19 protein-coding genes and 3 pseudogenes are annotated in these 26607 nt (G+C 73.4%); 18 read left to right on the plus strand and 4 right to left on the minus strand.

What is annotated here, in order from left to right:
- Window positions 1-227 precede the first annotated feature (227 nt).
- The 4 genes from ACH4UM_RS01600 (at window position 228) to sucD (ending at window position 6535) form a co-directional block, all read left to right on the plus strand.
- On the plus strand, window positions 228-1346 hold the full coding sequence (locus ACH4UM_RS01600) for a hypothetical protein (protein ID WP_398172376.1): 1119 nt from the start codon (window positions 228-230) through the stop codon (window positions 1344-1346).
- Between the two features lie 240 nt (window positions 1347-1586).
- Window positions 1587-3701: a hypothetical protein gene (locus ACH4UM_RS01605; RefSeq protein ID WP_398172378.1), complete on the plus strand. Its 2115-nt coding sequence runs from the start codon at window positions 1587-1589 to the stop codon at window positions 3699-3701.
- Between the two features lie 746 nt (window positions 3702-4447).
- Window positions 4448-5629 carry an ADP-forming succinate--CoA ligase subunit beta gene (gene sucC, locus ACH4UM_RS01610; RefSeq protein ID WP_398172380.1) on the plus strand — a complete coding sequence of 394 codons (1182 nt, stop codon included), beginning with the start codon at window positions 4448-4450 and terminating at the stop codon, window positions 5627-5629.
- Window positions 5630-5650: 21 nt separating this feature from the next.
- On the plus strand, window positions 5651-6535 hold the full coding sequence (gene sucD, locus ACH4UM_RS01615) for a succinate--CoA ligase subunit alpha (protein ID WP_398172382.1): 885 nt from the start codon (window positions 5651-5653) through the stop codon (window positions 6533-6535).
- A 173-nt stretch (window positions 6536-6708) separates the two neighbouring features.
- Here sucD and ACH4UM_RS01620 read toward each other — a convergent pair whose 3' ends face one another.
- Complete coding sequence (locus ACH4UM_RS01620; protein WP_398172384.1) at window positions 6709-7539, minus strand: RNA polymerase sigma factor; 831 nt, start codon at window positions 7537-7539, stop codon at window positions 6709-6711.
- A 93-nt stretch (window positions 7540-7632) separates the two neighbouring features.
- Between ACH4UM_RS01620 and ACH4UM_RS01625 the strand changes: the two genes are divergently transcribed.
- Entirely contained in the window at window positions 7633-9510 is a 1878-nt protein-coding gene (locus tag ACH4UM_RS01625; protein WP_398172386.1) for a DUF6350 family protein, read from the plus strand.
- Between the two features lie 10 nt (window positions 9511-9520).
- On the opposite strand, the gene ACH4UM_RS01630 is transcribed toward ACH4UM_RS01625, so the two are convergent.
- Window positions 9521-10324 carry a hypothetical protein gene (locus ACH4UM_RS01630; protein ID WP_398172388.1) on the minus strand — a complete coding sequence of 268 codons (804 nt, stop codon included), beginning with the start codon at window positions 10322-10324 and terminating at the stop codon, window positions 9521-9523.
- Between the two features lie 405 nt (window positions 10325-10729).
- Between ACH4UM_RS01630 and purN the strand changes: the two genes are divergently transcribed.
- Together purN and purH are read left to right on the plus strand one after the other, a co-directional pair.
- A complete protein-coding gene (purN, locus tag ACH4UM_RS01635) occupies window positions 10730-11359 on the plus strand; it encodes a phosphoribosylglycinamide formyltransferase (RefSeq protein WP_398172390.1) in 630 nt (209 codons plus the stop codon).
- Window positions 11356-12921 carry a bifunctional phosphoribosylaminoimidazolecarboxamide formyltransferase/IMP cyclohydrolase gene (purH, locus tag ACH4UM_RS01640; protein WP_398172392.1) on the plus strand — a complete coding sequence of 522 codons (1566 nt, stop codon included), beginning with the start codon at window positions 11356-11358 and terminating at the stop codon, window positions 12919-12921. The genes purN and purH overlap by 4 nt, the downstream gene beginning before the upstream one ends.
- 89 nt (window positions 12922-13010) lie before the next feature.
- On the opposite strand, the gene ACH4UM_RS01645 is transcribed toward purH, so the two are convergent.
- Entirely contained in the window at window positions 13011-13577 is a 567-nt protein-coding gene (locus tag ACH4UM_RS01645) for a hypothetical protein (RefSeq protein ID WP_398172394.1), read from the minus strand.
- Between the two features lie 264 nt (window positions 13578-13841).
- Between ACH4UM_RS01645 and ACH4UM_RS01650 the strand changes: the two genes are divergently transcribed.
- The 6 genes from ACH4UM_RS01650 to ACH4UM_RS01675 all read left to right on the plus strand — a co-directional run bounded on the left by ACH4UM_RS01650 (window position 13842) and on the right by ACH4UM_RS01675 (window position 20254).
- Complete coding sequence (locus tag ACH4UM_RS01650) at window positions 13842-14696, plus strand: bifunctional methylenetetrahydrofolate dehydrogenase/methenyltetrahydrofolate cyclohydrolase (protein WP_398172396.1); 855 nt, start codon at window positions 13842-13844, stop codon at window positions 14694-14696.
- Window positions 14697-14733: 37 nt separating this feature from the next.
- On the plus strand, window positions 14734-15198 hold the full coding sequence (locus tag ACH4UM_RS01655; RefSeq protein WP_398173550.1) for a DUF3017 domain-containing protein: 465 nt from the start codon (window positions 14734-14736) through the stop codon (window positions 15196-15198).
- 314 nt (window positions 15199-15512) lie between these two features.
- Window positions 15513-15974 (plus strand): helix-turn-helix domain-containing protein, encoded by a 462-nt coding sequence (locus ACH4UM_RS01660; protein ID WP_398172398.1) that lies wholly within the window; start codon window positions 15513-15515, stop codon window positions 15972-15974.
- Window positions 15975-16286: 312 nt separating this feature from the next.
- Window positions 16287-17618: a helix-turn-helix domain-containing protein gene (locus ACH4UM_RS01665; protein ID WP_398172400.1), complete on the plus strand. Its 1332-nt coding sequence runs from the start codon at window positions 16287-16289 to the stop codon at window positions 17616-17618.
- A gap of 462 nt (window positions 17619-18080) precedes the next feature.
- Window positions 18081-19070, plus strand: coding sequence for a malate dehydrogenase (locus ACH4UM_RS01670; RefSeq protein WP_398172402.1), 990 nt, complete (start codon window positions 18081-18083; stop codon window positions 19068-19070).
- A gap of 449 nt (window positions 19071-19519) precedes the next feature.
- Window positions 19520-20254, plus strand: a complete 735-nt coding sequence (locus ACH4UM_RS01675) for a hypothetical protein (protein ID WP_398172404.1) — start codon at window positions 19520-19522, stop codon at window positions 20252-20254.
- Between the two features lie 18 nt (window positions 20255-20272).
- Here ACH4UM_RS01675 and ACH4UM_RS01680 read toward each other — a convergent pair.
- A pseudogene (locus ACH4UM_RS01680) lies at window positions 20273-21139 on the minus strand (MFS transporter); the annotation flags it as partial.
- A gap of 6 nt (window positions 21140-21145) precedes the next feature.
- On the opposite strand from ACH4UM_RS01680, the pseudogene ACH4UM_RS01685 reads away from it, so the two are divergent.
- From ACH4UM_RS01685 to ACH4UM_RS01705, 5 genes and pseudogenes are all read left to right on the plus strand, one after another.
- Window positions 21146-21586: pseudogene (locus ACH4UM_RS01685) on the plus strand (LysR substrate-binding domain-containing protein); the annotation flags it as partial.
- A 93-nt stretch (window positions 21587-21679) separates the two neighbouring features.
- Window positions 21680-23425 carry a hypothetical protein gene (locus tag ACH4UM_RS01690; protein WP_398173552.1) on the plus strand — a complete coding sequence of 582 codons (1746 nt, stop codon included), beginning with the start codon at window positions 21680-21682 and terminating at the stop codon, window positions 23423-23425.
- Complete coding sequence (locus ACH4UM_RS01695; RefSeq protein ID WP_398172406.1) at window positions 23409-23765, plus strand: hypothetical protein; 357 nt, start codon at window positions 23409-23411, stop codon at window positions 23763-23765. Before ACH4UM_RS01690 ends, ACH4UM_RS01695 begins: the two co-directional genes overlap by 17 nt.
- A 7-nt stretch (window positions 23766-23772) precedes the next feature.
- A complete protein-coding gene (locus tag ACH4UM_RS01700) occupies window positions 23773-24912 on the plus strand; it encodes a hypothetical protein (RefSeq protein ID WP_398172408.1) in 1140 nt (379 codons plus the stop codon).
- A 166-nt stretch (window positions 24913-25078) separates the two neighbouring features.
- Window positions 25079-26602: pseudogene (locus tag ACH4UM_RS01705) on the plus strand (aldehyde dehydrogenase family protein); the annotation flags it as partial.
- Between the last annotated feature and the right edge of the window lie 5 nt (window positions 26603-26607).

The raw sequence follows: 26607 nt of genomic DNA on the forward strand, positions 1-26607 counted from the left end.
CGCGTGACGAAACCGCGTGACGAAACAGTGGGACGAAACCTTGTGACGAACACGGGACAACGAGGGGGCGGTGGCGGTTCGCTGACTACTTGTCGACCGGATCGTGCCAGCAAAACGGACATGCCTACCCATCGGTAACAGGGGGCTTGCGTGACCGCGGGCTTCCCGTGCGAGGATCGAGGCGTCGTCGGCGGCGCGTCGCCCACTCGGGAAGGAACCGTCCCCTCTTGACCTTGCCAGCAGCCCTCTCCGGTGCCGCTCTGCGCGTGATGCGCACGGCGGCCGGGCGGCGTGCGCTGCAACTGGTACTGCTGGTCGGGGCGTTGTTCGCGCTCGGGTTCCTCTGCGGGGAGCAGGCGCACGCCGCGGAGGGAACTCCGACGGTGCCCTCGGTCCAGGCAGTGCCGGCGTCCGCGGCGGACGGTGTGCGGTCCTTGACGAACGGCGCGGCTGTGGCCTTCGGCAAGGCGCTGCACGCGCCGGCCAGGCGGCCCGGCCACGGTTCCGCGGCCCACCGGACCTCGCACCACGCTGCTCACCGGACAGCTCGCGCGACGGCCCGCAAGAGGACAGCCGATCAGGCCACCCGCCCGGTGACCGACTCCTTGGGCAGTCCGGTGACGGTCCCTCCGGCGACCGCCTCCCTCGTCCCTCCGGCGACCGCTTCCCTCGTCAGTTCGGCGACCGACTTCCACGTCGGTTCGGCGGCGGGCTTCCCGGCCCGTCCGGCGACCGAGTCGGTGGTCCGTCCGGGCACCGACTCCGTCGTCCGGTTCGTGACCGAGCGGGTGGTGGAGCCGGCCGGGGATCTGGTGACGGCCGTGGCGGCCGTGACCGACACCTCCGGCGGCGCGCGGACGCGGATACCGGCGGTGCTGTCGCTGCCCACGTGGCCGGCGCAGCCCGTGCCGCCCTCGCTGCCGCTGCCCGCGCCCTCCGGGCAGCCCGGGCTCTCCGGCCGGCCGGGAAGCGTGCTGCCGGCATCCGTCACGGCACGCGACGGGGCGGCCGCCGAAGGACAGCCCAGTGACGCGGCACGCGCCGCGAGCGCGGTCGTCTTCGGACCGCCGGCCGCGCACGGCTCCATCGCGGCGGGCGGCACCGCGCGCGTCCACCACGCGCACCGATGCCCGCACGTCCCCGCGCACCAGGCGCCCGCCGGTGACGCGAACGGCGTCGCGGGCGACCACTCGGCGGCCGACTCCAGCACATCGCGGCACGCCGACGCGCACGCCGTGACCCTGAACGACCGGGCTCCGCTGCGGCTGGTGCACGGCACCGTCGCGCGCGCCGACGCGGCCGGGACCCGGGACAGGCACCGGGACATCCCGGTCTTCCCGGGCTAGGCAGAGCCGGCCCCTTCCCCCGCCCAGACCTGCCGCGCGGGGGCGGAACAGGTCTGCCCGCCCGTCCGGACCCCCCTTTCGATCTCCGGACGGAAGCCACCGGAGCCGTAGCGCGTCCGCCGGTCCCCCCCCCCACACACACCCCGGACCGTGTGCGCGACCGCGTCAGGCGCCGGAATGTCCCCACCCCGGAGTCCCTCTCCCGGGCGTCTCGGAACCCCTTAAGGATCTGACGCACGCATGAACAAGAACATCCGCCGCTCCATCGTCATAGCCGCCGGTGTCACCGGCGCCTGGGCGCTCGGTTCGGCCGTCGCCAGCGCCGACGAACTGCCGGCGTCCTCCGTGTCGGCATCGGACGCCACCAACGAAACCGGTGACACCGCCGGTTCGGTGACCGGCGCGGTCACCGGCACGGTCGACGGCGCCGTCTCCGGTGTACGGAACACCGTCTCCGGCAGCACCGGCAGCACCGGCGGCACGGCCGTGCAGAGCGCGGCCACGACCGTCTCGGACACCACCGCCCGGGCGCGGTCCACAGTCGGCGACCTCGCCGGCACCGCCGCCGGAGCCACGCAGACCGGGAAGGCCGGCAGCGCCGCCGAGCAGGCCCGCCGCTACGTCGACGCCGAGGTGAGCGTGGAGCGCGCCACCCGGATCCGGGGCGCGCAGGCCATCCAGGGCGCCCATGCGGCCCGCGCCGCCAAGGCCGAGGCCGGCGCCGTCACCGACCAGGGAACCCAAGTGGCCCATGCGGCCCAGGCCGTCGACGTCGCCCACGCCGCCCACAGGGTGACCGACGAGTTCCCGGGCAGGTCCACCCCCCAGAACGGCATCGACTACCTCTTCGGTCCCCTGTCCGCCTTCGCCCCCGAGCTCGAGGAGGCGCTGGCCGGCGCCCAGACCAAGCTCCAGGGCACCCAGGCGGCCGCCCGCGCCCAGGCTCAGGGCGTCGTCGGCGCCGTACGGGCCGTGGCGCGGCACACGGTCGCGGGCGCGGGCCGCACTGCGCCGGGCGCGACCGGCGCGGTGACCGGCGCGGTGACCGGCGCAGCGACCGTCGCAGTGACCGGAGCCGCGCAGACCGCGGTCACCGGTGCCGAGGGCCGGGCCGCCTCAGTGGCCGGCACCACACAGGGCACGGTGGCACAGCTCCGTGGGGCCGCCGAGACCACCGTCTCGTCCGTGCCCGGCCACGTCACCGGCACCGTCGGTGAGGCGAAGCAGCAGGTCGTCGGCTTGGTCGGCACCGTGCCCGGGACCGTCACCCCGGTCGTCGCGCAGACGGCCGCGGCCGTCGTGCCGCCCGTGGCGGACACCGCCGTGGGCGGCGTGCTGCCCGTGGCCGGAGCTGCCGTACGGGGCGTGGCACCGATCGCCGCAGACGCCGTGCGGGGGGTCGTGCCCACCGTCACGGACGCGGTGTACGGCGTGACGCCGGTCGCCACCGGCGCGGTGCACGGAGCGGTTCCGGCCGCCACGCACGCGGTGGACGGCGTGGTCCCGGTGGCCGGGCACGCCGTCGGCGCCGCAACCGCGCTGGCCCACGGTGTCGTGGCCGGCGTACAGCCGGTCGCGGGCGGCGCCGTGCGCGGGGTCCAGCCCGTCGCCCGAGGAGCGGTCGCCGGGGTTCAGCCGGTCGTCCGAGGAGCGGTCGCCGGGGTTCAGTCGGTCGCCGGCGGGGCGGTCGCGGACGGGTCGTCTGTCGGGGCCGGTGCGGTCACCGACGCGCAGCCGGTCGCCCACGGCGTCGCCGCCGGTGTGCCCCCGTACGCCGCCGGACTGGCCGGCCGGGTCGTCCACGACACCACCGACGCCGTGCTGCCGCCGGTCGCGAACACCGCCGTGCACGGTGTGCTGCCCGTCGCCGGGCAGGCCGTCACGGACGCGGGTGCGACGGCGCACGGCGCCGCGGCCGACGTCCAGCCCTTCACGGGCGGCGTCGTCGGCGCCGTACCGCCGTTCGCACAGGGGGTGACCGGGCAGGTGGCCCCCTTCGCCGAGGGCGTCGCGGGCGAGGTGGCGCCGTTCGCGTACGGGGTGGCCGGTGCCGTGCGGCCGGTCGTCGGCACGGTCACCGAGACCGTGCGGCCGGTGGCGCGGGGCGTGGGCGGCAGCGCCACCACGCTCGCCCACGCCGTCGGGGGCGACGCCGGCCTGTTCGCCGGCGGTGTCGCCGGCCGGGTCGCGCCCTTCGCGCAGGACCTCACCGGCACCGTCGGCGCCACCGCGGCCCCGCTGGCCGGTCACGCGGTCACCGGCGCCGGTGACGTCGCCCAGTCGGTCACCCCTGGCTACGCGCAGGGGGTGCAGGGGGCGGCGCGGGACGTGCGTCCGTACGGCATCCGAATCTGACGCCGGCTCGCACCACCCGGGCCACCAGTTCACCTCGACCGCGCCGTACCGGGTCCCGGCGGACCGGGTACGCGCCCATTCGTACGAGGCCCCGGCGGACCCGTACGCGCCCACCGCCGTGCGAGGGCCCGGGGCGGCCCCGGCACGGCGACCGGCAGACTCCGCGGGGCTGACGGACCCGGATGGCCGAAAGCCGTCGGTCCTCCGGCCGGAACCCCGCGGAAAGGGCCGGCTGGTCCCCATTGGGGTGGGGATCATCCGCCTTGAGCCCCTGAGGGCTGCCCAAGGGGCCTCACCGGGTCAACCCCAGCCCGGTGAGGCCCTTCGCCGTTCCCCGCGCCGTCCCGTGGCCGTTTCTCTCGCCGCTCCTCCAGCCGTCCTCGGGCCGGTTCCTCTCGCCGCTCCTCCAGCCGTTCCTCTCCCGCCCCCGCGCCGGTCCCCTTCGCCGTTTCTCGTGCCGCCCCCCGCCCGTTCCCGCGCCCGTGCCCCGAGCCGTCCCTTTCGCCATCCCTCACATCCGGCACGCAGTGCCAGAGAGTGCGGCATCATGTGACAGGTATCACCGCTCAGGTGTGACCCCCGATTTAGGGCACCCCGGCGAGCGGAGATAACCTGCGAGACGGACATGCCGCGCGCTCGGACACCGTGTGCGCCTCCCTTGTGACACAGAGCGGACGTCACGTTGCCCTTCGCGGCACGCCCACGCATCCAACGAACCGCGAGATCACTGATAGGGACGGAAGCGCGTGGACCTGTTCGAGTACCAGGCGAGGGACCTCTTCGCCAAGCACGGTGTACCGGTGCTGGCCGGTGAAGTCATCGACACGCCTGAGGCGGCGCGCGAGATCACCGAGCGGCTGGGCGGCAAGTCGGTCGTCAAGGCCCAGGTGAAGGTCGGTGGTCGTGGCAAGGCCGGTGGCGTGAAGCTCGCCGCCACCCCGGACGAGGCCGTTGCCCGCGCGACGGACATCCTCGGCATGGACATCAAGGGCCACACGGTCCACAAGGTCATGATCGCCGAGACGGCTCCGGAGATCCTCGAGGAGTACTACGTCTCCTTCCTCCTCGACCGCGCCAACCGCACCTTCCTCTCCATCGCCTCCGTCGAGGGCGGAATGGAGATCGAGGAGGTCGCCGCCACCCGCCCCGACGCCGTCGCCCAGATCGCGATCGACGCCATCGACGGCGTGGACCGGGCGAAGGCCCAGGAGATCGTCGCCGCCGCGAAGTTCCCGGCCGAGGTCGCCGACAAGATCGCCGACGTCCTGGTGAAGCTGTGGGAGGTCTTCATCAAGGAGGACGCCCTCCTGGTCGAGGTGAACCCGCTCGCCAAGGTCGCCTCCGGTGACGTCCTCGCCCTCGACGGCAAGGTCTCCCTGGACGACAACGCGGAGTTCCGCCACCCCGAGTTCGAGGAGTTCCACGACAAGGCAGCCGCCAACCCGCTCGAGGCGGCCGCCAAGGAGAAGAACCTCAACTACGTCAAGCTCGACGGCGAGGTCGGCATCATCGGCAACGGCGCGGGTCTGGTCATGTCGACCCTGGACGTCGTCGCCTACGCCGGCGAGGCCCACAAGGGCGTCAAGCCCGCCAACTTCCTCGACATCGGCGGCGGTGCCTCCGCCGAGGTCATGGCCAACGGCCTGGAGATCATCCTCGGCGACCCGGACGTCAAGTCCGTGTTCGTCAACGTCTTCGGCGGCATCACCGCCTGTGACGCGGTCGCCAACGGCATCGTGCAGGCCCTGGAGCTCCTGGAGTCCAAGGGCGAAGAGGTCACCAAGCCGCTCGTCGTGCGCCTGGACGGCAACAACGCCGACCTGGGTCGCAAGATCCTCGACGACCGCAAGCACCCGCTCGTCCAGCGGGTGGACACCATGGACGGCGCGGCCGACAAGGCCGCCGAGCTGGCTGCTGCCGCGAAGTAAGGGACGAGGTCACAGAACACCATGGCTATCTTCCTCACCAAGGAATCCAAGGTCATCGTCCAGGGCATGACCGGCTCCGAGGGCCAGAAGCACACCAAGCGCATGCTGGCGTCCGGCACCAACATCGTCGGTGGCGTGAACCCGCGCAAGGCGGGCCAGACCGTCGACTTCGACGGCACCGAGGTACCGGTCTTCGGCACCGTCAAGGAGGCCATCGAGAAGACCGGCGCCGACGTCTCGGTCATCTTCGTCCCGGAGAAGTTCACCAAGGACGCGGTCGTCGAGGCCATCGACGCCGAGATCCCGCTCGCGGTCGTCATCACCGAGGGCATCGCGGTGCACGACACGGCGTCCTTCTGGGCCTACGCCGGCAAGAAGGGCAACAAGACCCGCATCATCGGCCCGAACTGCCCCGGCCTGATCACCCCCGGTCAGTCGAACGCCGGCATCATCCCGGCCGACATCACCAAGCCGGGCCGCATCGGCCTGGTGTCGAAGTCCGGCACGCTGACGTACCAGATGATGTACGAGCTGCGTGACATCGGCTTCTCGACCTGCGTCGGCATCGGCGGTGACCCGATCATCGGCACCACCCACATCGACGCGCTGAAGGCGTTCCAGGACGACCCCGACACCGACCTGATCGTCATGATCGGCGAGATCGGCGGCGACGCCGAGGAGCGGGCCGCGGCCTTCATCAAGGAGAACGTGACCAAGCCGGTCGTCGGCTACGTCGCGGGCTTCACCGCGCCCGAGGGCAAGACCATGGGCCACGCCGGCGCCATCGTCTCCGGCTCCTCCGGCACGGCCCAGGCCAAGAAGGAGGCCCTGGAGGCCGCGGGCGTCAAGGTCGGCAAGACCCCGACCGAGACGGCCAAGCTCGCCCGCGCCATTCTCGGCAGCTGATTCGGCAGCAGATTCGGCGGCTGATTCGGCGGCTGAATTCCGCAGCTGAATTCCGCAGCTGAATCCGGCAGGCGATACGGCCTCGTCGGCTGAGCTTTTCCGGCCGAACGTCGGTGGGCCCGCTCCCCGGGTTGGGGGCGGGCCCACCGGCGTTCCGCCGGCGCCCACCCGGTTCATCTGGCCTGGGGCACCAGCCGCTCCGGCCCGACCACGGTCCCCTTCCTGAGCTCGGCGCGCAGCCTGAGCGCCTCCTGCGACAGGGGTCCGAGCGCGCCCGCCGCCGGCAGCCCCTGCACCGCGTGCCCGGGGGACACCGGCGCCAGGTAGTGCGTGGGTGCGGTCCGCAGCGTGAGCGTCGTCGCGCCGATGATGGTGACCGTGAAGGCGATGGCGGACCGGGTCCAAAATCGCGTCCTGCGCTCCCCGGCCGTCCGCACGGTGGCCGGCTTCGCCGCCGGGCGGCGCTCGGTGGCGGCCAGCCGGACCAGCCGTCGGTGCAGTTCCGCCGTGTCCGCCAGTTCCGGCAGCTGTGCGGCGACGGCCTCCCGCGCGTGCATCAGGCGGTTCGCCGTCGCCGGGGTGCTCGCCTCCGTCTCCGCCGCCGTCTCGGGCAGGTCGAGCCCGACACCGTCGTAGAGCACGAGCGTGCGGAGGTGGGGCGGCGGGAGCTGCATCAGGGCGCGCTGCAGCGCGCGGTCCGCGGGATCGGGAGGCGGGTCGGGGATGCGGTTGCGGGGGCGGAGGCGGTGCCAGGGGGACAGCGCGCACTCGTACGCCGCCACCCGCACCCAGCCCGCCGGATCCCGGTCGTGGGCCACCTCCGGCCAGCGCTGCCAGGCCTGTTGGAAGGCCTGCTCCACGGCTTCGCGCGCCCGCTCGTGCCGGCCGGTGAGCAGATAGGCCTGCCGTACGAGGGCGGGGGCGCAGAACGCGTAGAGGGCGTCGAAGGCCTGATCGGGCGTCAGCGGGTCCGTATCCGTGTCTGTGTGATGGGCCGTCACCATGCGTCCCTCCGTGTGAATAGGCACATAAACGTATATTGGGCGACACAGCGGGGCTTCGCCTGTTGCGCCGGGAACGCGCGTGTCGTTGGGAGCATGGCGAGCGTGATCCAGACGACCCATCGACGTCCGCCGCTGCCTCGCCTGCGCGCCCGCGTACGTGACCGCTCACCCGGACTCGGCGCCGGCCTCCTGGGCGGCGCGGTCGCGGCGGGACTCGGGCTCGGCTCGTTCGCCGTGCTCGTCATCGCCCTGTGGATCAGCTCCCCGTACCCCGACAGCGGCCCCGGCGGCGCCCTGCACGTCGCCGCCGCGCTGTGGCTGCTGGCGCACGGTGCCGAACTGGTCCGCACCGACACGCTCACCGGCGTGCCGGCGCCCATGGGGGTGACCCCGCTGCTGCTGCTCGCGCTGCCCGCGCTGCTGGTGCACCGCGCGGCGCGGGATGCGACCGACGGAGGCGACGGCGGCCCGCTCGTCCCGCCGCGCACCGTGTGGGCGGGCGTCGTCCTCGGCTATCTCTCGGTCGGCGGTGGGGTCGTGGCCTACGCGGCGGGCGGTGCGCTGCGTCCCTCGTGGGCCTGGACGGCCGTGTGTGTGCCGCTGGTCGCCGTGGTGGCGGCGGGCAGCGGCGTGTGGACGGCGTACGGCTGTCCGCGTGCCCCGGCGGACCAGGCCCTGCGCGCATTGCCGAAGGGCTTGCGGCGGCTGCTCGTCGGGCCCGGTCCCAGGGCGCGCCTCGGCGCCTCGGCGCGGGCGGCCGGAGCCGGAGCGGTGGTCTTCGCCGGGGGCGGGGCACTGCTGCTCGGGGTGTCGCTGGCGGGGCACGGCGAGATCGCCCGGGGAGCCTTCCTGCGGCTGACGGAGGGCTGGTCGGGACGGTTCGCCGTACTGCTGCTGTGTCTGGCGCTGCTGCCGAACGCGGTGCTGTGGGCGGTGGCCTACGCCCTGGGCCCCGGTTTCGTCCTCGGCGCCGGCCATGTCGTCGAACCGTTCTCCTCCGCCCCGGCCCCCCTGCTGCCGCCGTTCCCGCTGCTCGCGGCGGTTCCGGACGCGGGCCCCGGCACCTCGCTGAACCTGGCGTCCACGGCGATCCCGGTGGCGGCCGGACTCACGATGGGCTGGTTCGTGGCGGGGGCGGCGGTACGGGGAGGGCGGGAGGTACGCGGTGGCGGGCCGCCGGTGCGGGCGTGGTCGTGGCGGCGGACGATGGGCGGCGCCGGACTGGCGTGCGGGCTGTGCGCGGCCGGGCTCGGGGTGTTCGCCGAGCTGGCGGGCGGCCCGCTCGGCGGTGCCGCGCTGGCGAGCTTCGGGCCGGTGGGATGGCAGGTGGGGACGGCCGCCCTGGCGTGGACGCTGACGGTGGCCGTACCGACGGCGGCGGTCCGTCGGGCCTGGCGCTGCCGGGGAGGCCGGCTGACGGTGGAGGAGGCCGGCACCCGGTGGCGGATCGGCAGGCCCCGGAAGGATGCGGCCGGGATCCCGGTCGCGGCGCCACCCGCGCAGGCCGCGCCGCTGCCGTTGCCCGAAGGCCACGACGCCGAGCTCGAGGCCTACGACGTACTGCCCCTCGACCCGCAGCCGTCCGACCCCCTGTCCTGGCAGGACGACGAGGCCGCCCGCCAGGCCCGCTGGGCGGCACTCGCACAGGGGGCGACGAAACCCCCGGCCCCGGCGGAATCCGATACGCCGGCGGAAGCGCAGGAACCTGCAGTGCAGGAACCTGCAGTGCAGGAACCGGCAGCCCCGGACGCGGGAGCCCCGGACGCGGCAGCCCCGGACGCGGCGACAGCAATGACGGAAGAAGCGACGGAAGCGAACGATCCCCGGGCCGTACGACCCACCGAACGACCCACCGAGCCACCCACCGAACAACCGACCGGGTCACCGACTCGGCCGCCGAGCGGGCCACCGGCCCAGTCACCCGCCCCGAGCGAGCCGCCCCCGAGCGAGCCGCCGCGGAGTGACGAGTGACCCCGGTCCGTCAGCCGTTGACCCCCAGCACCTGCCGCAGCTCCTGCGGCAGGTGCTGGTCGCAGGACTGCTTGGCCTCGTTGGTCAGGGCGTCGTTCACGCAGGAGTAGTAGTCGCTGTAGACCAGTTGCGCGGTGAAGGTCACGGCGACCAGGGCGAGGGCCAGCGAGGCGGTGACCAGACCGGTGATCGCGGCCGTCGTCTGGGGGCGGCCGTCCTGCGCCGGCGTGCCGGCGTCGGGCCTGCGCGGCTTGGCGCGCAGGGAGCTGATGCCCCAGTACAGCGCCAGCGCGCCGAGCAGCAGGGCCACGTACGTCCAGCTGAAGAGGACGAAGAAGAAGGCCCACATGCCGCACAGCAGCGCGTACCTCGCACGGCGCTGGGCGGGGTCCGTCGGGTCCCAGCGCAGGCCGGGACCGGAGCCGCCGCCGGGTCCGCCGCCGGGCCCGCCCGGACCCTCGGGTCCGCCGCCGGGACGCTGGGGGCGTTCGCCGAAGCCGCCGGAGGAACGGCCGGGCTGCCGGTCGCTCCACTGGCTGCCCCAGGGGGAGTGGCCGCCGCCCTCGCCGGAACCGTCGTCGGAGGAGTCGCCGGAGGGGTGCCGGGGCTGCCACGGACGGTCGGGAGTGCCCACCGGGGGCGGGGCGAAGGGGTTGTCGTCGGGGGCCGCGCCGCCCTGTCCGTCGCCGTTCTCTCCGCCCGGGCGCGCGTCCGGCGGCGAGGTGGGGCGCTCCCGCAGCAGCACGGCGCCGCGCTCCCCTCCCTGCTCCGGCTGCGGGGGGAACGTGAGGAGTCGCAGGCTGCGGTCCGGCATCAAGTGAGCGTCTTCCCCTTGGTGAGTCACTACTGAACTGGAGCGTCCGGGCTGGAACGTCCGGGCTGGAACGTCTGATCCGACGCGCCTGATCCGAAATATCAGATCCGAAATGCGGATCCGAAATGCCTGATCTGGAGTGTCCGATCCGGAACGTCCCCCCGAAGGTGCTGTGCGGCCCCGGGTCGCGGGCCCGTCGTCGTGTGAACGCACGGTGCGCGAAGTGCGTTCCCGTACCGGGTTCCCCCCAGACGCTACCTTCCGGCCACGCCCCCGTCCCATGGGGGCCGTCCGGTGTGCCGGTATCGTTGCTGGCGGTCGGCCGCTTCGTAGGCTTCCCCGTATCCGGGGGCGCGAAGCATTCGTACGACCGTACAAACAGCTCCCCCGAGAAAGGGCCCCACCGTGGCCGCCAAGCCCGTGGCCAAGCGCCTCGTCGTGCTGGTCTCCGGATCCGGCACCAATCTGCAGGCGCTCCTCGACGCGATCGCCGAGGCCGGAGCCGAGGCATACGGCGCCGAGATCGTCGCCGTGGGCGCGGACCGCGAAGGCATCGAGGGGCTGGCGCGCGCCGAGCGCGCCGGGGTGCCGACCTTCGTGCGGAAGGTCAAGGACTACGGTGCGCGCGAGGAGTGGGACGCGGCGCTCGCCGAGGCCGTCGCCTCCTACGAGCCCGACCTCGTGGTGTCCGCCGGGTTCATGAAGGTCGTGGGGAAGGAGTTCCTCGCGCGGTTCGGCGGGCGGTTCGTGAACACGCACCCCGCCCTGCTGCCCAGTTTTCCGGGAGCCCACGGCGTGCGGGACGCGCTCGCGTACGGCGCCAGGGTCACCGGCTGCACCGTCCACTTCGTCGACGACGGCGTCGACACCGGGCCGATCATCGCCCAGGGCGTGGTCGAGGTCCGGGACGAGGACGACGAGAGCGCGCTGCACGAGCGCATCAAGGAAGTCGAGCGAAGGCTGCTCGTCGAGGTCGTGGGGCGGCTCGCCCGCAACGGCTATCGCATCGAGGGACGAAAGGTAGTTATCCAGTGACCGCCGAGAGCAACAAGCGGCCCATCCGGCGCGCGCTCGTCAGCGTCTACGACAAGACCGGTCTCGAGGAGCTCGCGCGCGGGCTGCACGAGGCGGGCGTCGAACTCGTCTCCACCGGCTCCACCGCCGGGCGGATCGCCGCGGCCGGCGTGCCCGTCACCAAGGTCGAGGAGCTGACCGGCTTCCCCGAGTGCCTGGACGGCCGGGTCAAGACCCTGCACCCCAAGGTCCACGCCGGCATCCTCGCCGACCTGCGTCTGGAGGACCACCGGCGGCAGCTGGCCGAGCTCGGCGTCGAGCCGTTCGACCTGGTCGTGGTCAACCTCTACCCGTTCCGCGAGACCGTCGCCTCCGGCGCCTCGGACGACGAGTGCGTCGAGCAGATCGACATCGGCGGCCCCTCCATGGTCCGCGCCGCCGCCAAGAACCACCCCTCGGTCGCGGTCGTCACCAGCCCGGCCCGCTACGCCGACGTCCTCGCGGCGGTCTCCGCCGGCGGCTTCGACCTTCCCACCCGCAAGCGGCTGGCCGCCGAGGCCTTCCAGCACACGGCCGCCTACGACGTGGCGGTGGCCTCCTGGTTCGCCTCCTCCTACGCCCCCGTCGACGAGTCGCGGTTCCCCGACTTCCTCGGCGCCACCTGGGATCGCGCGCACACCCTGCGCTACGGCGAGAACCCGCACCAGCCCGCCGCCCTGTACGTGGACGGCAGCGGGGCCGGCCTCGCGCAGGCCGAGCAGCTGCACGGCAAGGAGATGTCGTACAACAACTACACCGACACGGACGCCGCCCGCCGTGCCGCCTACGACCACGACGAGCCGTGCGTGGCGATCATCAAGCACGCCAACCCGTGCGGCATCGCGGTCGGCGCGGACGTCGCCGAGGCCCACCGCAAGGCGCACGCCTGCGACCCGGTCTCCGCGTACGGCGGTGTGATCGCCGTGAACCGCCCGGTGAGCCGGGAGATGGCCGAGCAGGTCGCCGACATCTTCACCGAGGTCGTCGTCGCGCCCGGCTACGAGGAGGGGGCCCTTGAGGCCCTCACCAAGAAGAAGAACATCCGGGTCCTCAAGGCCCCGAACGGGCCGGCCGCTCCCGTCGAGGTGAAGGCCATCGACGGCGGCGCGCTGCTTCAGGTCACCGACCGGCTCCAGGCCGACGGCGACGACCCGGCCAACTGGACCCTGGCCAGCGGCGAGGCGCTCTCCGCCGGCGAGCTCGCACAGCTCGCCTTCGCCTGGAAGGCCTGCCGGGCGGTGAAGTCCAACGCGATCCTGCTCGCCAAGGACGGCGCCTCGGTCGGCGTCGGCATGGGCCAGGTCAACCGCGTCGACTCCTGCAAGCTCGCCGTCGAGCGGGCGGGCGAGGAGCGGGCGCGGGGCGCCTACGCCGCCTCGGACGCGTTCTTCCCCTTCCCCGACGGTCCCGAGATCCTCATCGCGGCGGGTGTGAAGGCCATCGTCCAGCCGGGCGGCTCGATCCGCGACGAGCAGGTCGTGGAGGCCGCCGAGAAGGCGGGCGTGACGATGTACTTCACCGGTACGCGGCACTTCTTCCACTGATTCCACTGATCACCCGAGCGTGACGCACCAGGGCCGTGCCCCCCTTGTACGGGTGGGACACGGCCCTTGGTGCGGAGGGAGCGCAGTGCTCAGTAGCGCGGGCGGTTGAACCAGGCCGAGCCGTTGGAGCCGCCGACGAAGCAGGCGATCAGAATGGCGAGCACCGTGTGGACGAGGCCCACGATGATGAACGGGTACAGGCCCAGGACCGCGGTGATGATGCCGAAGACGAGGGTCGTGACGCGGACGCCGTTGCGGCCGGTGTTGAACTTGATCGCCAGCACCGCCGCGAACACGCCCCAGGCCAGCGCGAAGACCACGAACGCCCACAGCATGCCGGAGGAGTAGTCGGCCACCCGCTGGAAGGCGGCGTCGTTCTGGAAGGTGGCGTCGTTCTTCGCGGCGCTGACCTTCGAGGCGGCGTAGGCGAAGGCGATGACGCCGATCAGCTGCAGAGCGACGATCACCCAGAGCATCACACGGGCCGCGCTGACCGAGCCGGGCATCGACTCCGGCACCGGCGCGCCGTACTGCTGGACGGGCGGGGCCTGCGGGTAGCCGTAGCCGGGGGCCTGGCCCTGCTGGGGGTAGCCGTAGCCGGGCTGCTGGGGGGCCTGCGGGGCGCCGTAGGGGTTGTTCGGGTCGCCGTAACTCATGGCGGTCTTTCCTCCGTTGATCAAGTGCGGGGACGACGCGCGGCACCGTACGGAGGAGAGTTCTACAGAATGCGGTCATTCCCCCCGATGAGCTGCCCGCGGCACTGTGCTGTTCATCGTTCTTGACCGGATGGTTACTTGTCCAGCCGCATTTCGCATGTGTTGTGCAAGTGCAACATCACTGATCATGGGCCGGGCCCGGGGCTGAGGGCCAAGGGGCACCCGGATTGGAACCACGGCGGGTTCATCCGCGAGGATGGGGGCATGACCGCCCAGATTCTCGATGGCAAGGCCACCGCAGCCGCGATCAAGTCCGATCTGACCGCCCGCGTGGCGGTGCTGAAGGAGAAGGGCGTCACGCCCGGCCTCGGCACGATCCTGGTCGGGGACGACCCCGGCAGCCGCAAGTACGTCGCAGGCAAGCACCGCGACTGCGCGGAGGTCGGCATCGCCTCCATCCAGCGCGAGCTGCCGGCCACCGCCACCCAGGAGGAGATCGAGGCGGTCGTCCGGGAGCTGAACGAGGACCCGTCCTGCACCGGCTACATCGTCCAACTGCCCCTGCCCAAGGGCATCGACGAGAACCGCATCCTGGAGCTGATGGACCCCGGCAAGGACGCCGACGGCCTGCACCCGATGAACCTCGGCCGTCTCGTCCTCAACGAGCCGGCCCCGCTGCCCTGCACCCCCAACGGCGTGCTGACGCTGCTGCGCCGCTACGGGGTGGAGATCAAGGGCGCCGAGGTCGTGGTCGTCGGCCGCGGCGTGACCATCGGCCGCCCGATGCCGCTGCTGCTGACCCGGCGCAGCGAGAACGCCACGGTGACCCAGTGCCACACCGGCACCCGTGATCTGTCCGCCCATCTCAGGCGGGCCGACATCATCGTCGCCGCGGCCGGCTCCGCGCACCTGATCCGCGCCGAGGACGTCAAGCCGGGCGCGGCCGTCCTGGACGTCGGAGTCTCCCGCAACGCCGAGGGCAGGATCGTGGGCGACGTCCACCCGGACGTTGCCGAGGTGGCCGGCTGGATCTCGCCGAACCCCGGCGGCGTCGGCCCGATGACCCGGGCCCAGCTGCTGGTCAACGTGGTCGAGGCGGCGGAGCGCAGTGTCGGCTGAGGCGGGCGGCGCCCCGCGTGACGCGGCCCCGGACCCGGTGTCCGTGGAGCCGGAGATCGAGGTACGGGATCCGGTCAGCGCGCCGGACGCCGAGGCCCGGGCGCGCCGGGTCACGCGCCGCTTCCCGCTGTTCACGAGGGACACCGCGCGTCCCGAGGGCGGCGGCCGCGCAGCGCCCGGCGACGCCCCGGCCCCCGCCCGGCAGTGGCCGATGCTCGCCGTGCTGTCCATGGTCGGGCTCGGGCTGCTGGTGACCGCCTTCGACGCCTTCCGGGTCGGGCTGCTGCTGATCGGCGCGGCCCTGCTCGGCGGCGCCGTGATGCGCTGGCTGCTGCCCCGCGTCGGCATGCTCGCCGTCCGCTCCCGCTTCACGGACATCGTCACCTACGGCGTCCTGGGCTCCGCCATCGTCCTGCTGGCGCTGATGGCCCAGCCGAAGCCCTGGCTGGAGATACCGTTCCTGGACGACGCGCTGCACTTCACGGTCCGTAACAGTCAGTGACCGCCGTGTGCGCGGTGCCGAGGGCACTGCGGTGCGGTGCGCGGGGTGCGGTGTGCGGGATGACGTGCAGGCACGGCGACGGCGGCCCATCCTCTCCCCCGAGTCAGGACGGGCCGCCGTCTCGTGTCCAGCCTGCTGCACAGTGCAGGGGCTGTTCAACGGCTGTCCGTACGCTGTGGCACGGAAGTGACCGTTCCGCTACGGTGTCCGCGCTCTGCCACAGCGGCGCCCGGACCCGGCGTGGGAACCGATCGGACCGCCCGTGTCGTCACTCGCTGCGATCGGGCCACGCGAGGGACGCCGGGAGGTGAGCGATGGGCGCCTGGCAGCCGCTGCCGGACGATCTGCCGCCGGAGGTGCGGCACTTCGTGGAGCAGCTGCGGCTCCTCAAGGACCGCACCGGTCTCAGCCTGGTCGCGCTGGGCGCGCGGACCGCGTACAGCAAGTCCTCCTGGCAGCGCTACCTCAACGCCACCCAGCCGCCGCCCAGGCAGGCGGTCGCCGCCCTCTGCCGGGTCGCGGGGCTGACCGGCCCTGACGCCGAACGCCACACCGTGCGCTGGGAGATGGCCGTCAAGGTCTGGCCCCGCCCGGCGACGGCGCTGCCGAGAGACGCGGAGACCGAGGAGTACGAGGAGGACCCCACCGTGCCGTGGTGGGACCGGCCGGAGGAACGGCCGCGGTCCGGGCCTGGCGGACGCCTTCTGCTGTACGCCGTCCTGCTGCTCCTGGTCCTGCTGCTCACCGCGGTCGTGGGCGCGATGACTCTCGGGTGAGCCGAGAGCCCGACACCTCTGTCACCTTCTGGGGCGTACGGGGCCGGGTGCGTGCCACCGGTGTGTCGATGTATTGACACACCGGGGAGACCGGGGTCAACTCGGCCGACATCCGGTCGCAGCACTGGCGTGGGCAATCGGCGCAACGGCGCGAACGGCGTGCGCCCCGGCCCGAATGCTCCCGTGCGCCCCCGCCCCGGTGCCTGAGACCCTGGCGGGGAGCGTCTGCGTGGGTAGCCACAACGGGGGTTCGGCACAGGGCGCGACGCGCGGGGAACAGCCGGCACGTACCGGGGGAAGAGGGGGGAAGCGATGCCTCGTTGGAAGGCCTTGCCCGAGGAAGTCGATCCGCAGGTGAGGGAGTTCGCGAGCCAGTTGCGGCGGCTGGTGGACCGCAGCGGCCTGAGCGTCGCCGCGCTCGCCGACCGCACGGGCTACAGCAAGACGTCCTGGGACCGTTACCTCAACGGCCGGCTCCTGGCGCCCAAGGGCGCGGTCATCGCCCTCGCCGAGGTCACCGGCACCAATCCGGTCCACCTCACCACGATGTGGGAACTCGCCGAGCGTGCCTGGAGCCGCGCGGAGATGCGGCACGACCGGACCATGGAGGCCATCCGGATAGCCCAGGCGCGCGCCTCGCTCGGGGAGTTGGGCGCGGCGGCGCCCACCGCCGGGGCGAAGGGCGGCAAGACGCCCCGCAGGGCCGCCGGCACCACGGCAGCCCCGGGAGTCCCGGGCACCGCGGGCGTGTCCCCGGCGGTGCCGGTACAGCCGACGGCGTCCGACGCTGACGTACGGGAGGGGGCGCTGGGGACGGCCCCGCCCGCTTCGGGGCCTGCCGACTCCCGCTCCCGCTCCGAGTCCGGGGCCGAGTCCGGGGCCGAGCCCGGGTCCGGGGCCAAGTCGGGGGCCAGGTCCGGTTCGGGGCCGGACTCGGCCCCGGTGCCGTCGACCGGTGGCAATTCCTGGGGGCTGGCCGGATACCGGGGGCCGTCCGGGGCGGCCGGGCGTGCCGCCGGACCCGGCGCGTCCGCGCCCCAGGGAGCGAACCGGACACCGGGCGTCGAGAGCCCGCACGGCCAACCCGCGCAGGCCGCGCGGCCCGTGGCCGCCGGTGGCGAGCGCCGCAGTGGCGACGGCGGTGGCGGGGTGCGCCGGCGGCAGGTGACGATGTTCCTCGCGGGCCTGGTCGGTGTACTGGTGGTGATCGGCGCCGTTTTCTTCCTCACCGGCGGCAACGGGGGCGGCAAGGCCCGGAGCGCGGCCAAGTCGCCGTCCCCCTCCGCCAGTACGCCCCTCGATCTGCCGCCCGGCGTCAAGTGCGGCGGGGCCGGGTGCACCGGCAAGGACGCCGAGAGCATGGGGTGCAGCGGCGAGTTGGTGAGCACGGCGCAGAGCGCCACCGTCGGCAGCACCGTTCTCGAGGTCCGCTACAGCAAGACCTGCGGCGCCGCCTGGGGCCGTATCACCCAGGCCGCCCGTGGCGACGAGGTCCAGGTCACGGTCGGTACGCGCAAGGAGGCCGGCACGATCACGACGGCCGGCGACACGATCGCGTACACGCCGATGATCGCCGTGAAGGACGCCGCCCAGGCGAAGGCGTGCGCCACCCTGCGGTCGGGGCTGAAGGGGTGCACGAAGTAGCGGAACGGGGGCAAGCGGCCCTTAGGCCGCCGGCCGCCGTGCGGGGTCCGGGAAGCGGAGAGAAAAAAGTGGCCTGCGACGGGCATGAGGTCCGCCGATCGGGGCAGGCGCACTTCACCCCCACGGGAGTCCGGTTCTCCGGCAACCCCACCCGGCGGCCGTCTCCGTCCCCCCTCTCCCGGACGGGCGGCCGCCTTTCGCGTGGCGGCCCCTTCGCGTGGACCCGGTCGCTCTGTGGGCCGGGCCACAGGGGCCCGTACGTCCGGGGTCCCGGATGCGCGATAGCCTGACGGCTGGATCTCTCTTGACGCCAAGAGATCGATCATTCGTACCCGTGATCGATCAACGCGGTGGACGGGCGCCGGATCACCAGACCGGCGACCGGTCACCGCGAACCGGCTGCGGGGATCCCGCATCCCGGGGCAGGGACGCCCCACCGCCAGCTGTCATACGGAGAACGCCATGACCCGCACTCCCGTGAACGTCACCGTCACCGGCGCGGCCGGCCAGATCGGTTACGCCCTGCTCTTCCGCATCGCCTCCGGCCAGCTGCTCGGCGCGGACGTGCCGGTCAAGCTTCGCCTTCTGGAGATCACGCCGGCGCTGAAGGCCGCCGAGGGCACGGCCATGGAGGTGGACGACTGTGCGTTCCCGCTCCTGCAGGGCATCGACATCTCGGACGACCCCAACGTCGCCTTCGACGGCACCAACGTCGCTCTCCTCGTGGGCGCCCGCCCGCGCACCAAGGGCATGGAGCGCGGTGACCTGCTCGAGGCCAACGGCGGCATCTTCAAGCCGCAGGGCAAGGCCATCAACGACCATGCCGCGGACGACGTCAAGGTCCTGGTCGTCGGCAACCCGGCGAACACCAACGCGCTGATCGCCCAGGCCTCCGCTCCGGACGTACCGGCCGAGCGCTTCACCGCGATGACCCGTCTGGACCACAACCGCGCGCTGACCCAGCTCGCGAAGAAGACCGGTTCGACGGTCGCCGACATCAAGCGCCTGACCATCTGGGGCAACCACTCCGCGACCCAGTACCCGGACATCTTCCACGCCACGGTCGCCGGCAAGAACGCCGCCGAGGTCGTGAACGACGAGAAGTGGCTGGCCGAGGACTTCATCCCGACCGTCGCCAAGCGGGGCGCCGCGATCATCGAGGCCCGCGGCGCGTCCTCGGCGGCCTCCGCCGCCAACGCCGCCATCGGCCACGTGCACACGTGGGTCAACGGCACCGCCGAGGGCGACTGGGTCTCCATGGGCATCCCGTCGGACGGCTCCTACGGCGTCCCGGAGGGTCTGATCTCCTCCTTCCCGGTCACCTGCAAGGACGGCAAGTACGAGATCGTCCAGGGCCTGGACATCAACGAGTTCTCCCGCGCCCGCATCGACGCCTCCGTCAAGGAGCTCGAGGAGGAGCGCGACGCGGTCCGCGGCCTCGGCCTCATCTGAGGTCGGCCCACCCCGGCCCGTCCGGTCGACCGGTTCCGGTCCGCCGGCGGGTTCGGGTTCGCGGGCCGTTTCCGGTCGGTCCGGCCCGATCGTCGCCGTCGCATGCAGGCCCCGTCCCGTTTTCGTCAGGGACGGGGCCTGTCGGCGTGTACGCCGCTATCGTCGAGTTCTGTACGGCTTCTGGGGGACGGTACGTGATGCGCCAACGGTGGGACGCGGAACAGCAGCGGTGGGTGGACGACGACGGGAGCACCGGTAGGCAACCGCCGCCGGGAGGCCCGGAAACCCCGTGGTGGGCGGGGGCCGAGACCCAGGTTTCCGGCGTTCGCCCGCCGTCGCCGTCGCCGTCGCCGTCGCCGCCCACGGCGCAGCCCTCCGTGACGCCGGCGGCCCCGCCCCCCACCCACGCACCCACACCCACACCCACGCAGGCCTCCATACCCGCGCTCATGCCCGCGCCCGCGCCGATGCCCGCGCCCGGGCCGGCTTCCGGGGCGTCCCGGACCGCACTGGTCCTGGTCGCGGTGCTGGCCGTGCTGGCCGGGGGCGGGGCGGGCGCGGGAGTGTGGTGGCTGGCCCGCGACCACGCCAAGAACCATCCCCAGGCCCGCCCGTCCGTGACGGTCACCACCACCCGGGCCCCGGCGGCCCAGCCCACACCGGCGCCCACGCCCTCGGACACCCGGGCCTCCTCGTCGGCCACCGCGGAGACGCTGACCGGCCCGCAGCCCTCCCCGGGCTACCGCCGGGCGGTGGACCCGGTCGGCTACAGCCTCGATGTGCCGGAGAACTGGGTGCGCAAGGAGGAGCGGGGGGTCAGCGCCGAGGTCGTCACCTACAAGTCGCCCGGTGACGGCCGCAGCCTGAAGCTGTTCGAGGTGGTGGAGCGGACGCCCGCCGACTCACTGGACCTCGCGGAGAACGGCCCGAGCGGCTTCGTCCAGGAACTCTCCGGCTACCGTGTCCTGAGCCGCTCCTCCGGCGCCGGCTGGGCCGAACTGGACTACCGCTACGACGACGCCGGCTCCGGCCCCACCCAGGTCATCGACCGCCGCTTCACCGCCCCCGACGGCAGGCTCTACGCGATCCGCTCCAGCGGCCCCGAAGGCTCGGACGTCACGGAGCCGTTCACGGCGGCGTACAACTCCTTCTGCCCGACCGGAACGAGCTGCCCGGCCACCTGAGCCGTCGTACACGCCCGGTCACCCCCGGCGGCCGTGGTGCGCCGGCACCCGGTCGGCCCCGGACACGGAGGCGGGCGCACCGGGCCTGGCGCGGTCGCGGTGCTCCAGCACCACCGCGGCCGTGGCCGCCAGGAGCAGCAGGCCGGTCGTGCGCAGGGCCGGGCCCAGGCCGTGGGCGAGGTCGGGGTGGGCGGCCAGGACCGTGCCGGTGACCGCCACGCCGAGGGCCGCCCCCACCTCGCGGGCGGAGGTGCCGAGGCCGGAGCCCAGTCCCGCCTGGTGCGGCGGCAGCGAGGTGACGACGCCGAGGGTGAGCGTGGGCATCGACAGGCCCGTACCGGCGGAGACGACGAGCAGCCAGCAGGCGTAGACGGCGTACGGAGTACCGGAGTTCACCGTCGACACGCCCAGCAGCCCCAGGCCGATCAGGGCGAGGCCGCCGCCGATGACCGTGCGCGGACGGTCCGGCCAGCGGACCGCCAGCCTCGGGACCAGGGCCATGCCGGCCGTGAGCGGCACGATCGCCGCGCCGGTCAGGGCGGGGGCGTAGCCCTTGATCTCCTGCAGATACTGCGAGTTGACGTAGAACAGGGAGAACAGGGAGAACAGGGAGAACAGGGAGAACAGGCCGAAGAAACCGGCCGCGGTGCCCAGTGTGGTCGCGCGCAGCCTGGGCGAGGCGAACACCCGTGGGCCGAACAGCGGGGCGCGCGAGCGCAGGGCGTGCGCGGTGAACCCGGCGACCAGCAGCGCGCCGAGCGCGAAGGCGCCGAGGATACGGATCGACGCCCAGCCGTAGGACGGGCCCTCGATGATGCCGAAGAGCGCGGCCAGCAGACCGGAGGTCACCAGCAGCGTGCCGAGCGGGTCGAGCCTCGCGCAGGGAGGGGGCGTCTGCTGGGCGTGGTGCGGGTGGGACACCCGCTGCTGGACGGTGAGCTGACGCCGCGCCGGTTCGCGGAGGAGGCCGATCACCTGACCGTGCCACGGCGCGGCCGGTTCAGCGGCCCCGTCGACGGCGCCCTCGCCGAACTCGGCCTCGAGCGGAGGGTGGTGGCCAGCGTGGGCACATTTCTGGCGTCCCTCTTCACCGTCCGCGGCACCGATCTGGTCGGCCTGGTCGCCGCCTGGACCCGCCCGCGGGCCGAGGCGCTCGGGCTGGTCACCTTCCCCGTGCCGCTGGACCTGCCGCCCCTGCGCCTCGGTATCGCCTGGCACCCCCGCCACGAGGCCGACCCGGCCCACGCGTGGCTGCGGCGGTGCGTACGGGAGCTGCTGGCCGCGGCCCCGCCGCCGGCCCGCGAACGGTCACAGCCGGATGTCGGCGGGTGACCATCCGCTTCCGGCGCACCGCGTGTCCCTCTATGCTGATGACTCATCAAACAACGTGTGACGTCAGCAGGTTCGGACCATCGGGGGATGGGCGTGAGCACCGCCTACGTGCCGCAACAGCCACAGCCGGCCCGGGCCGCAGCACCGGCGCCGGCGACCCCGCCGTACGCCAGTGAGGCGACCCGGCTGCTGTGCGCGGGCACCTATCTGGATCCCGGTTACCGCGACCGGGTCATCGACGAGCTGTACCTGAACGAGCAGCGCATCGCCGCCCCGTCGCTCGGCTACGACGCCGCCCGCGTGCTGGCCCACGCCCTGCGTGCCCGGCGTCTGGAGCTGGCCTGGGGCGGGGCGGTCCTCGGGCTGTGGGCGGTGGGCGGCGCGCTGAGCGAGGGCTGGCTGCTGGTCTTCCTGGGGCTCGGCCTGCAACTCGCCATCGCCTCCCTGATCAGGGGCAGAAGCGACAACCCGCCGCTCTACCGGCGGCTGCCGGCCTGGATCCTGCGCTGGTGGAGCCGCATCGGCCTGCTGTACTGGGTCGTCGCCACCGGGTTCCTCGCCTTCGGCGGCGGGGACGACCCCTCCTCCGGCACCCCGTCGGCCTACGACAGCAGGTACGGCACGCCGACCACGTCGAGCAGCTTGTGGACGGACACCCTCGACCCCGGCGGAAGCAGCGGCTTCGGCACCCTGCATGCCTGGCTCTCGCTCGCCGTCCTCGCGCTCATCGCCCTCTGCCTCGCCGCCCAGCGCGCCCAGGTCACCCGCTCACTGACCGCGGAGCTCTCCGCGCAGCGCTTCCCGGACGCGGCGGGCGATCCGGCCTTCCGGTCGGAGGGCGGACGGTTCCGGCGACTGGTCGCGCGGATCCGCACCGAACAGCACCAGCCGCTGATCATGTACCACGAGGCCCGTCCGTTCTGCGGGGCGGGCGGCGCGCACGACACCTGGGTGCTCGCCGTCGAACTTCGGCCCGACGGCATGAAGAAGCAGCGCCCGCTGAGCAACCGGACCGTCCTGGACACCGTCCGGCCCCTGCTGGAACAGTTGCGCGAGTCCGCCACGACCGCCCGGTTCCCGGTGCGCGACCGGTTGCGCCGGCTGGAGATCGACGAGTGCGTTTTCCTGCCCGTGGAGGGGCTGCTGCGCCGCTCGGACGCCCCCTACGATCCGCAGGTCTTCGAGGACCACCGGGCGCGGGCGGTGGAGGAAGGCGCAGAGAAGCGGCGGCACTTCCTGCGCGTCCGGGTCGGCGGCTGGGAGGAGGAGCTGGTCGTCAGCGTCTTCGTCCGCGTCCACACCCAGGGCCGGATGCTCATGCTGGAGGTCGCCCCGCACGTACTGAACCCGGTGCGCGAGGAGTTCAAGGACGCCGACCGCACCGCCCACCGCTACAACCGCAACAACCTGCTGGGCAAGGCCGCCTACGCCGTGCCGCGGGTGGCCGGATCGGCGGGTCTGGCCCTGCTGGGCCTGGGGCGGCTGGCCCTGTTCGGCTGGCGGCTGGTGACCTCCGGGAACGCGGGCGCGCTGCCGGAGGGCCCGGCCCTGTCGGTGCGCGAGCTGGGGTCGGCCCCGAACGGCTCGCTGTTCCAGGAGATGGACGTCGACCGCTACCTCCGTACGGTGCAGGACCGGATCGCGCACGGGGTGCGCACCGCCCTCGCCGACGCCGGCTACCAGACCGGCGAGTTCGTCCAGAAGATCGTCAACGTCAGCAACGGCGGCGTGAACATCGACTCCGTGGAGGGCTCCACCTTCGCCGTCGGCTCCCACGCCACCGCGAGCAGCGGCACCGAGCCGCAGAAGGGAACGGACAGCGATGGCCGGCCCGCATGAGCCGAACGTGACCATGGGCAACGTCTCGGGCAGCACCTTCGCCATCGGCAGCCACGCCAGGGCGGTCGGCCACCACGGCACCGGCCCGCGGCGCGACGAGGCCGCCGAGCAGCTGCTGGCCGCGGTGCGCGAGCTGCGCGCCGACCTGACCCGGGTGCGCGGCACCGAGCAGACCGCGGCGCTGGACGCCGAACTGGCCGAGGTGGAGGAGGAGATCACCAGCACCGGCCAGGCCGCCCCGACCCGCCGCGAGCGGCTGCGCGCACTGCTCGCCGACTCCCAGTCCCTGCTGAACGTCCTCGCCTCCGCGGGTGCCGTGGCGGGGCTGCTGGGTCTGTGAGAGCGCGATGAGCGGGGGACAGCGGTACTGGAACGAGGAGACCCAGCGCTGGGAGGACGCCACCACCCGCCCGGCCCCGGCGACCGCCCCGGCCCCGGCCCTTCCGGAGCGGCTGCCACCACCGTCACCAGTGGCATCGAGCGCACCGGCGACACCGGGCGCATCAACAGCCTCCGAGGCACCAGCGGCCTCCAACGCACCAGTGGCCTCCGAGGCACCGGGCGCCTCCAATGCACCAGTGGCCTCCGAGGCACCGAGCGACTCCGAGGCACCGGTGGCACCATCACCCGCACCACCACTGCCTTCGGTACCCCCGGTGCCGGCGGAGTTCGCCGGCCCTCCGGCGGCCTCCGAGCCCGACGCCGGATGGCGGGCGCCCACCGTGCCCGTGGCGCCCGCCCCCGAGTACCGGGAGGCCGGGCGCGGGGAGGCCGGGCGCGGGGATGCCGGGCGCGGGCTGTGGTGGAAGGTGGCGGTGGTCTCCGCCGTGGTCGGGGTCGGTGTCGCGGTGGGCGTGGTGAAGCTGGGCGGCGGCAGCGGCTCCGACGCGTCGCGCACGTCGGCGAGTACCTCACCCTCCACGGGCGCCGCGGCCACCGCCCAGCCGCCCTCCGGCACGGCCACCCCCACGGACGGCGGTGCGGCCGGCGCCACGGCCTCCGCCTCCGCGTCCTCCTCGGCGTCCGCGGCACCCGCGGGGTACCACACCGTGGCCGACCCCGCCGGGTTCACGATCGCCGTACCCGACGGCTGGCAGCGCAGCGAGCGCTCGACCGGCGTCTTCTACGCCACGGACGGCGACCGCAGGCTGCTGCAGATCTTCGTCGTCACCGAAGCCGGGATGACGCCGTACGAGGCGGTCCGGCAATCCTCCGCGAACCTGAGCCGGCAGCCCGCGTACGAGGAGATCAGCCTGGACGGGGCGGCCGCTCCGTCCGGCGCGTCCAGCGCGGTGGGCAAGGACGCGGCCAGGCTGGTGTACGCCTACGACAGCGAGAAGCTGGGGGAGCGCAGACAGGTGGTCGAGTACGCCTTCACCGCCGACGACGGCAAGAAGTACGCCGTGCTGGCGGCCGGCCCGGCCACCGACTGGCCCGCCCCGAAAGCGGACGCCGACACCGCACTGAGGTCCTTCGCGACGCACTGAATTCCGTCTCTTTTGTCCTGCTCTATCCTCAGGCTCCGTGACACACGACACTTTCGGTCATGGATTGCGCATGCAATCGGTCGGGAGGGGCATGCGCTCACGGTCCCTGTGGGTGACATCGGCGTAACCCAGGGCCACTGAGCAGGAGCGGAAGGCAGTATCGATCATGGCGGACAGTGCGAAACGCAAGGCGCGCAACACCATTCACGCGGGAGGGGAATGGCTGGAAGCGGTCTCCGGTGCCACGCGCGACATCCTCGACCCCGCGGACGCGACGCCGTTCGCCGTGGTCGCCGAGGGCGACGAGAAGGACACGGACCGCGCGGTGGAGGCCGCCCGGCGCGCCTTCGACGGCGGCGAGGGCGCCTGGCCCCGCACGCCGGTCGCCGAGCGCGCCGCCCTGCTGCGCCGGGTCGCCGACCTGCTGGTGCGTGACCGCGAGCGGCTCGGGCTGCTGGAGAGCCGCGACGCCGGCAAGACCGTGGAGGAGGGCCGCGTCGACGTCGACTGCGTCGCCGACGCCTTCCGCTACTTCGCCGACCTCGTCGCCGCGGAAGCCCCCGGCCGGGTCGTCGACGCGGGCTCACCCGACATCCACAGTGTCGTCGTGCACGAGCCCGTCGGCGTCTGTGCGCTGATCACTCCCTGGAACTACCCGCTGCTCCAGGCCAGCTGGAAGATCGCGCCGGCCCTCGCTGCCGGGAACACCTTCGTGGTCAAGCCCAGCGAGATCACCCCGCTGACGACCGTCGCCCTGATCGAACTGCTCGTCGAGGCGGGCCTTCCCGCGGGCGTCGCCAACATCGTCACCGGCCCCGGCCACACCGTCGGCGCCCGGCTCGCCGAACACCCCGACGTCGACCTCGTCTCCTTCACCGGCGGCCTGGTCAGCGGCACCAAGGTCGCCCAGGCCGCCGCCCCCACCGTCAAGAAGGTCGCCCTCGAACTCGGCGGCAAGAACCCCAACGTCGTCTTCGCCGACGCCTGCGCCACCGACGAGGGCTTCGACACCGCCGTCGACCAGGCCCTCAACGCGGCCTTCATCCACAGCGGCCAGGTCTGCTCGGCCGGCGCCCGGCTCATCATCGAGGAATCGGTCCGCGAGCGCTTCGTCGCCGAACTCGCCCGCCGGGCCGAGCGGATCCGCCTGGGCCGCGGCACCGGAGCCGGCGTCGAGTGCGGCCCGCTCGTCTCCGAGCAGCAGCGTGCGAAGACCGAGGCCTACGTCGCCTCCGCGCTCGCCGAGGGCGCGGTGCTGCGCTGCGGCGGCAAGCGGCCCGAGCCCGGCGAGACCAGGCCGGCCACCGGCTACTTCTACGAGCCGACCGTCCTCGACCACTGCAACCGCCAGATGAAGGCCGTCAGGGAAGAGGTCTTCGGCCCCGTCCTGACCGTCGAGACCTTCCGCACCGAGCACGAGGCGGTCGCGCTCGCCAACGACACCGAGTACGGCCTCGCGGGCGCCGTCTGGACCGCCGACGCGGGCCGGGCGCGCCGGGTGGCGGGCCGGCTGCGCCACGGGACCGTCTGGATCAACGACTTCCACCCCTACCTCCCGCAGGCGGAGTGGGGCGGCTTCGGCAAGAGCGGCACCGGCCGCGAACTCGGCCCGGCCGGGCTCGCCGAGTACCGCGAGACCAAGCACGTCTACCAGAACCTCGCCCCCAGGCCGGTGCGCTGGTTCGCGGGCCGACC

This window comes from Streptomyces sp. NPDC020801 (assembly GCF_044334385.1).
GTDB lineage: Bacteria > Actinomycetota > Actinomycetes > Streptomycetales > Streptomycetaceae > Streptomyces.

Bases quoted from the DNA above. Each gene is read 5' to 3' on its own strand.
- sucD (WP_398172382.1), top strand. From the start codon at position 5,651: ATGGCTATCTTCCTCACCAAGGAATCCAAGGTCATCGTCCAGGGCATG.
- ACH4UM_RS01650 (WP_398172396.1), top strand. From the start codon at position 13,842: ATGACCGCCCAGATTCTCGATGGCAAGGCCACCGCAGCCGCGATCAAG.
- ACH4UM_RS01620 (WP_398172384.1), bottom strand. From the start codon at position 7,539: ATGGTGACGGCCCATCACACAGACACGGATACGGACCCGCTGACGCCC.
- ACH4UM_RS01605 (WP_398172378.1), top strand. From the start codon at position 1,587: ATGAACAAGAACATCCGCCGCTCCATCGTCATAGCCGCCGGTGTCACC.
- ACH4UM_RS01645 (WP_398172394.1), bottom strand. From the start codon at position 13,577: ATGAGTTACGGCGACCCGAACAACCCCTACGGCGCCCCGCAGGCCCCC.
- ACH4UM_RS01665 (WP_398172400.1), top strand. From the start codon at position 16,287: ATGCCTCGTTGGAAGGCCTTGCCCGAGGAAGTCGATCCGCAGGTGAGG.
- ACH4UM_RS01695 (WP_398172406.1), top strand. From the start codon at position 23,409: ATGGCCGGCCCGCATGAGCCGAACGTGACCATGGGCAACGTCTCGGGC.
- ACH4UM_RS01660 (WP_398172398.1), top strand. From the start codon at position 15,513: ATGGGCGCCTGGCAGCCGCTGCCGGACGATCTGCCGCCGGAGGTGCGG.
- ACH4UM_RS01670 (WP_398172402.1), top strand. From the start codon at position 18,081: ATGACCCGCACTCCCGTGAACGTCACCGTCACCGGCGCGGCCGGCCAG.
- ACH4UM_RS01700 (WP_398172408.1), top strand. From the start codon at position 23,773: ATGAGCGGGGGACAGCGGTACTGGAACGAGGAGACCCAGCGCTGGGAG.
- ACH4UM_RS01675 (WP_398172404.1), top strand. From the start codon at position 19,520: ATGCCCGCGCCCGCGCCGATGCCCGCGCCCGGGCCGGCTTCCGGGGCG.
- ACH4UM_RS01625 (WP_398172386.1), top strand. From the start codon at position 7,633: ATGGCGAGCGTGATCCAGACGACCCATCGACGTCCGCCGCTGCCTCGC.
- ACH4UM_RS01630 (WP_398172388.1), bottom strand. From the start codon at position 10,324: ATGCCGGACCGCAGCCTGCGACTCCTCACGTTCCCCCCGCAGCCGGAG.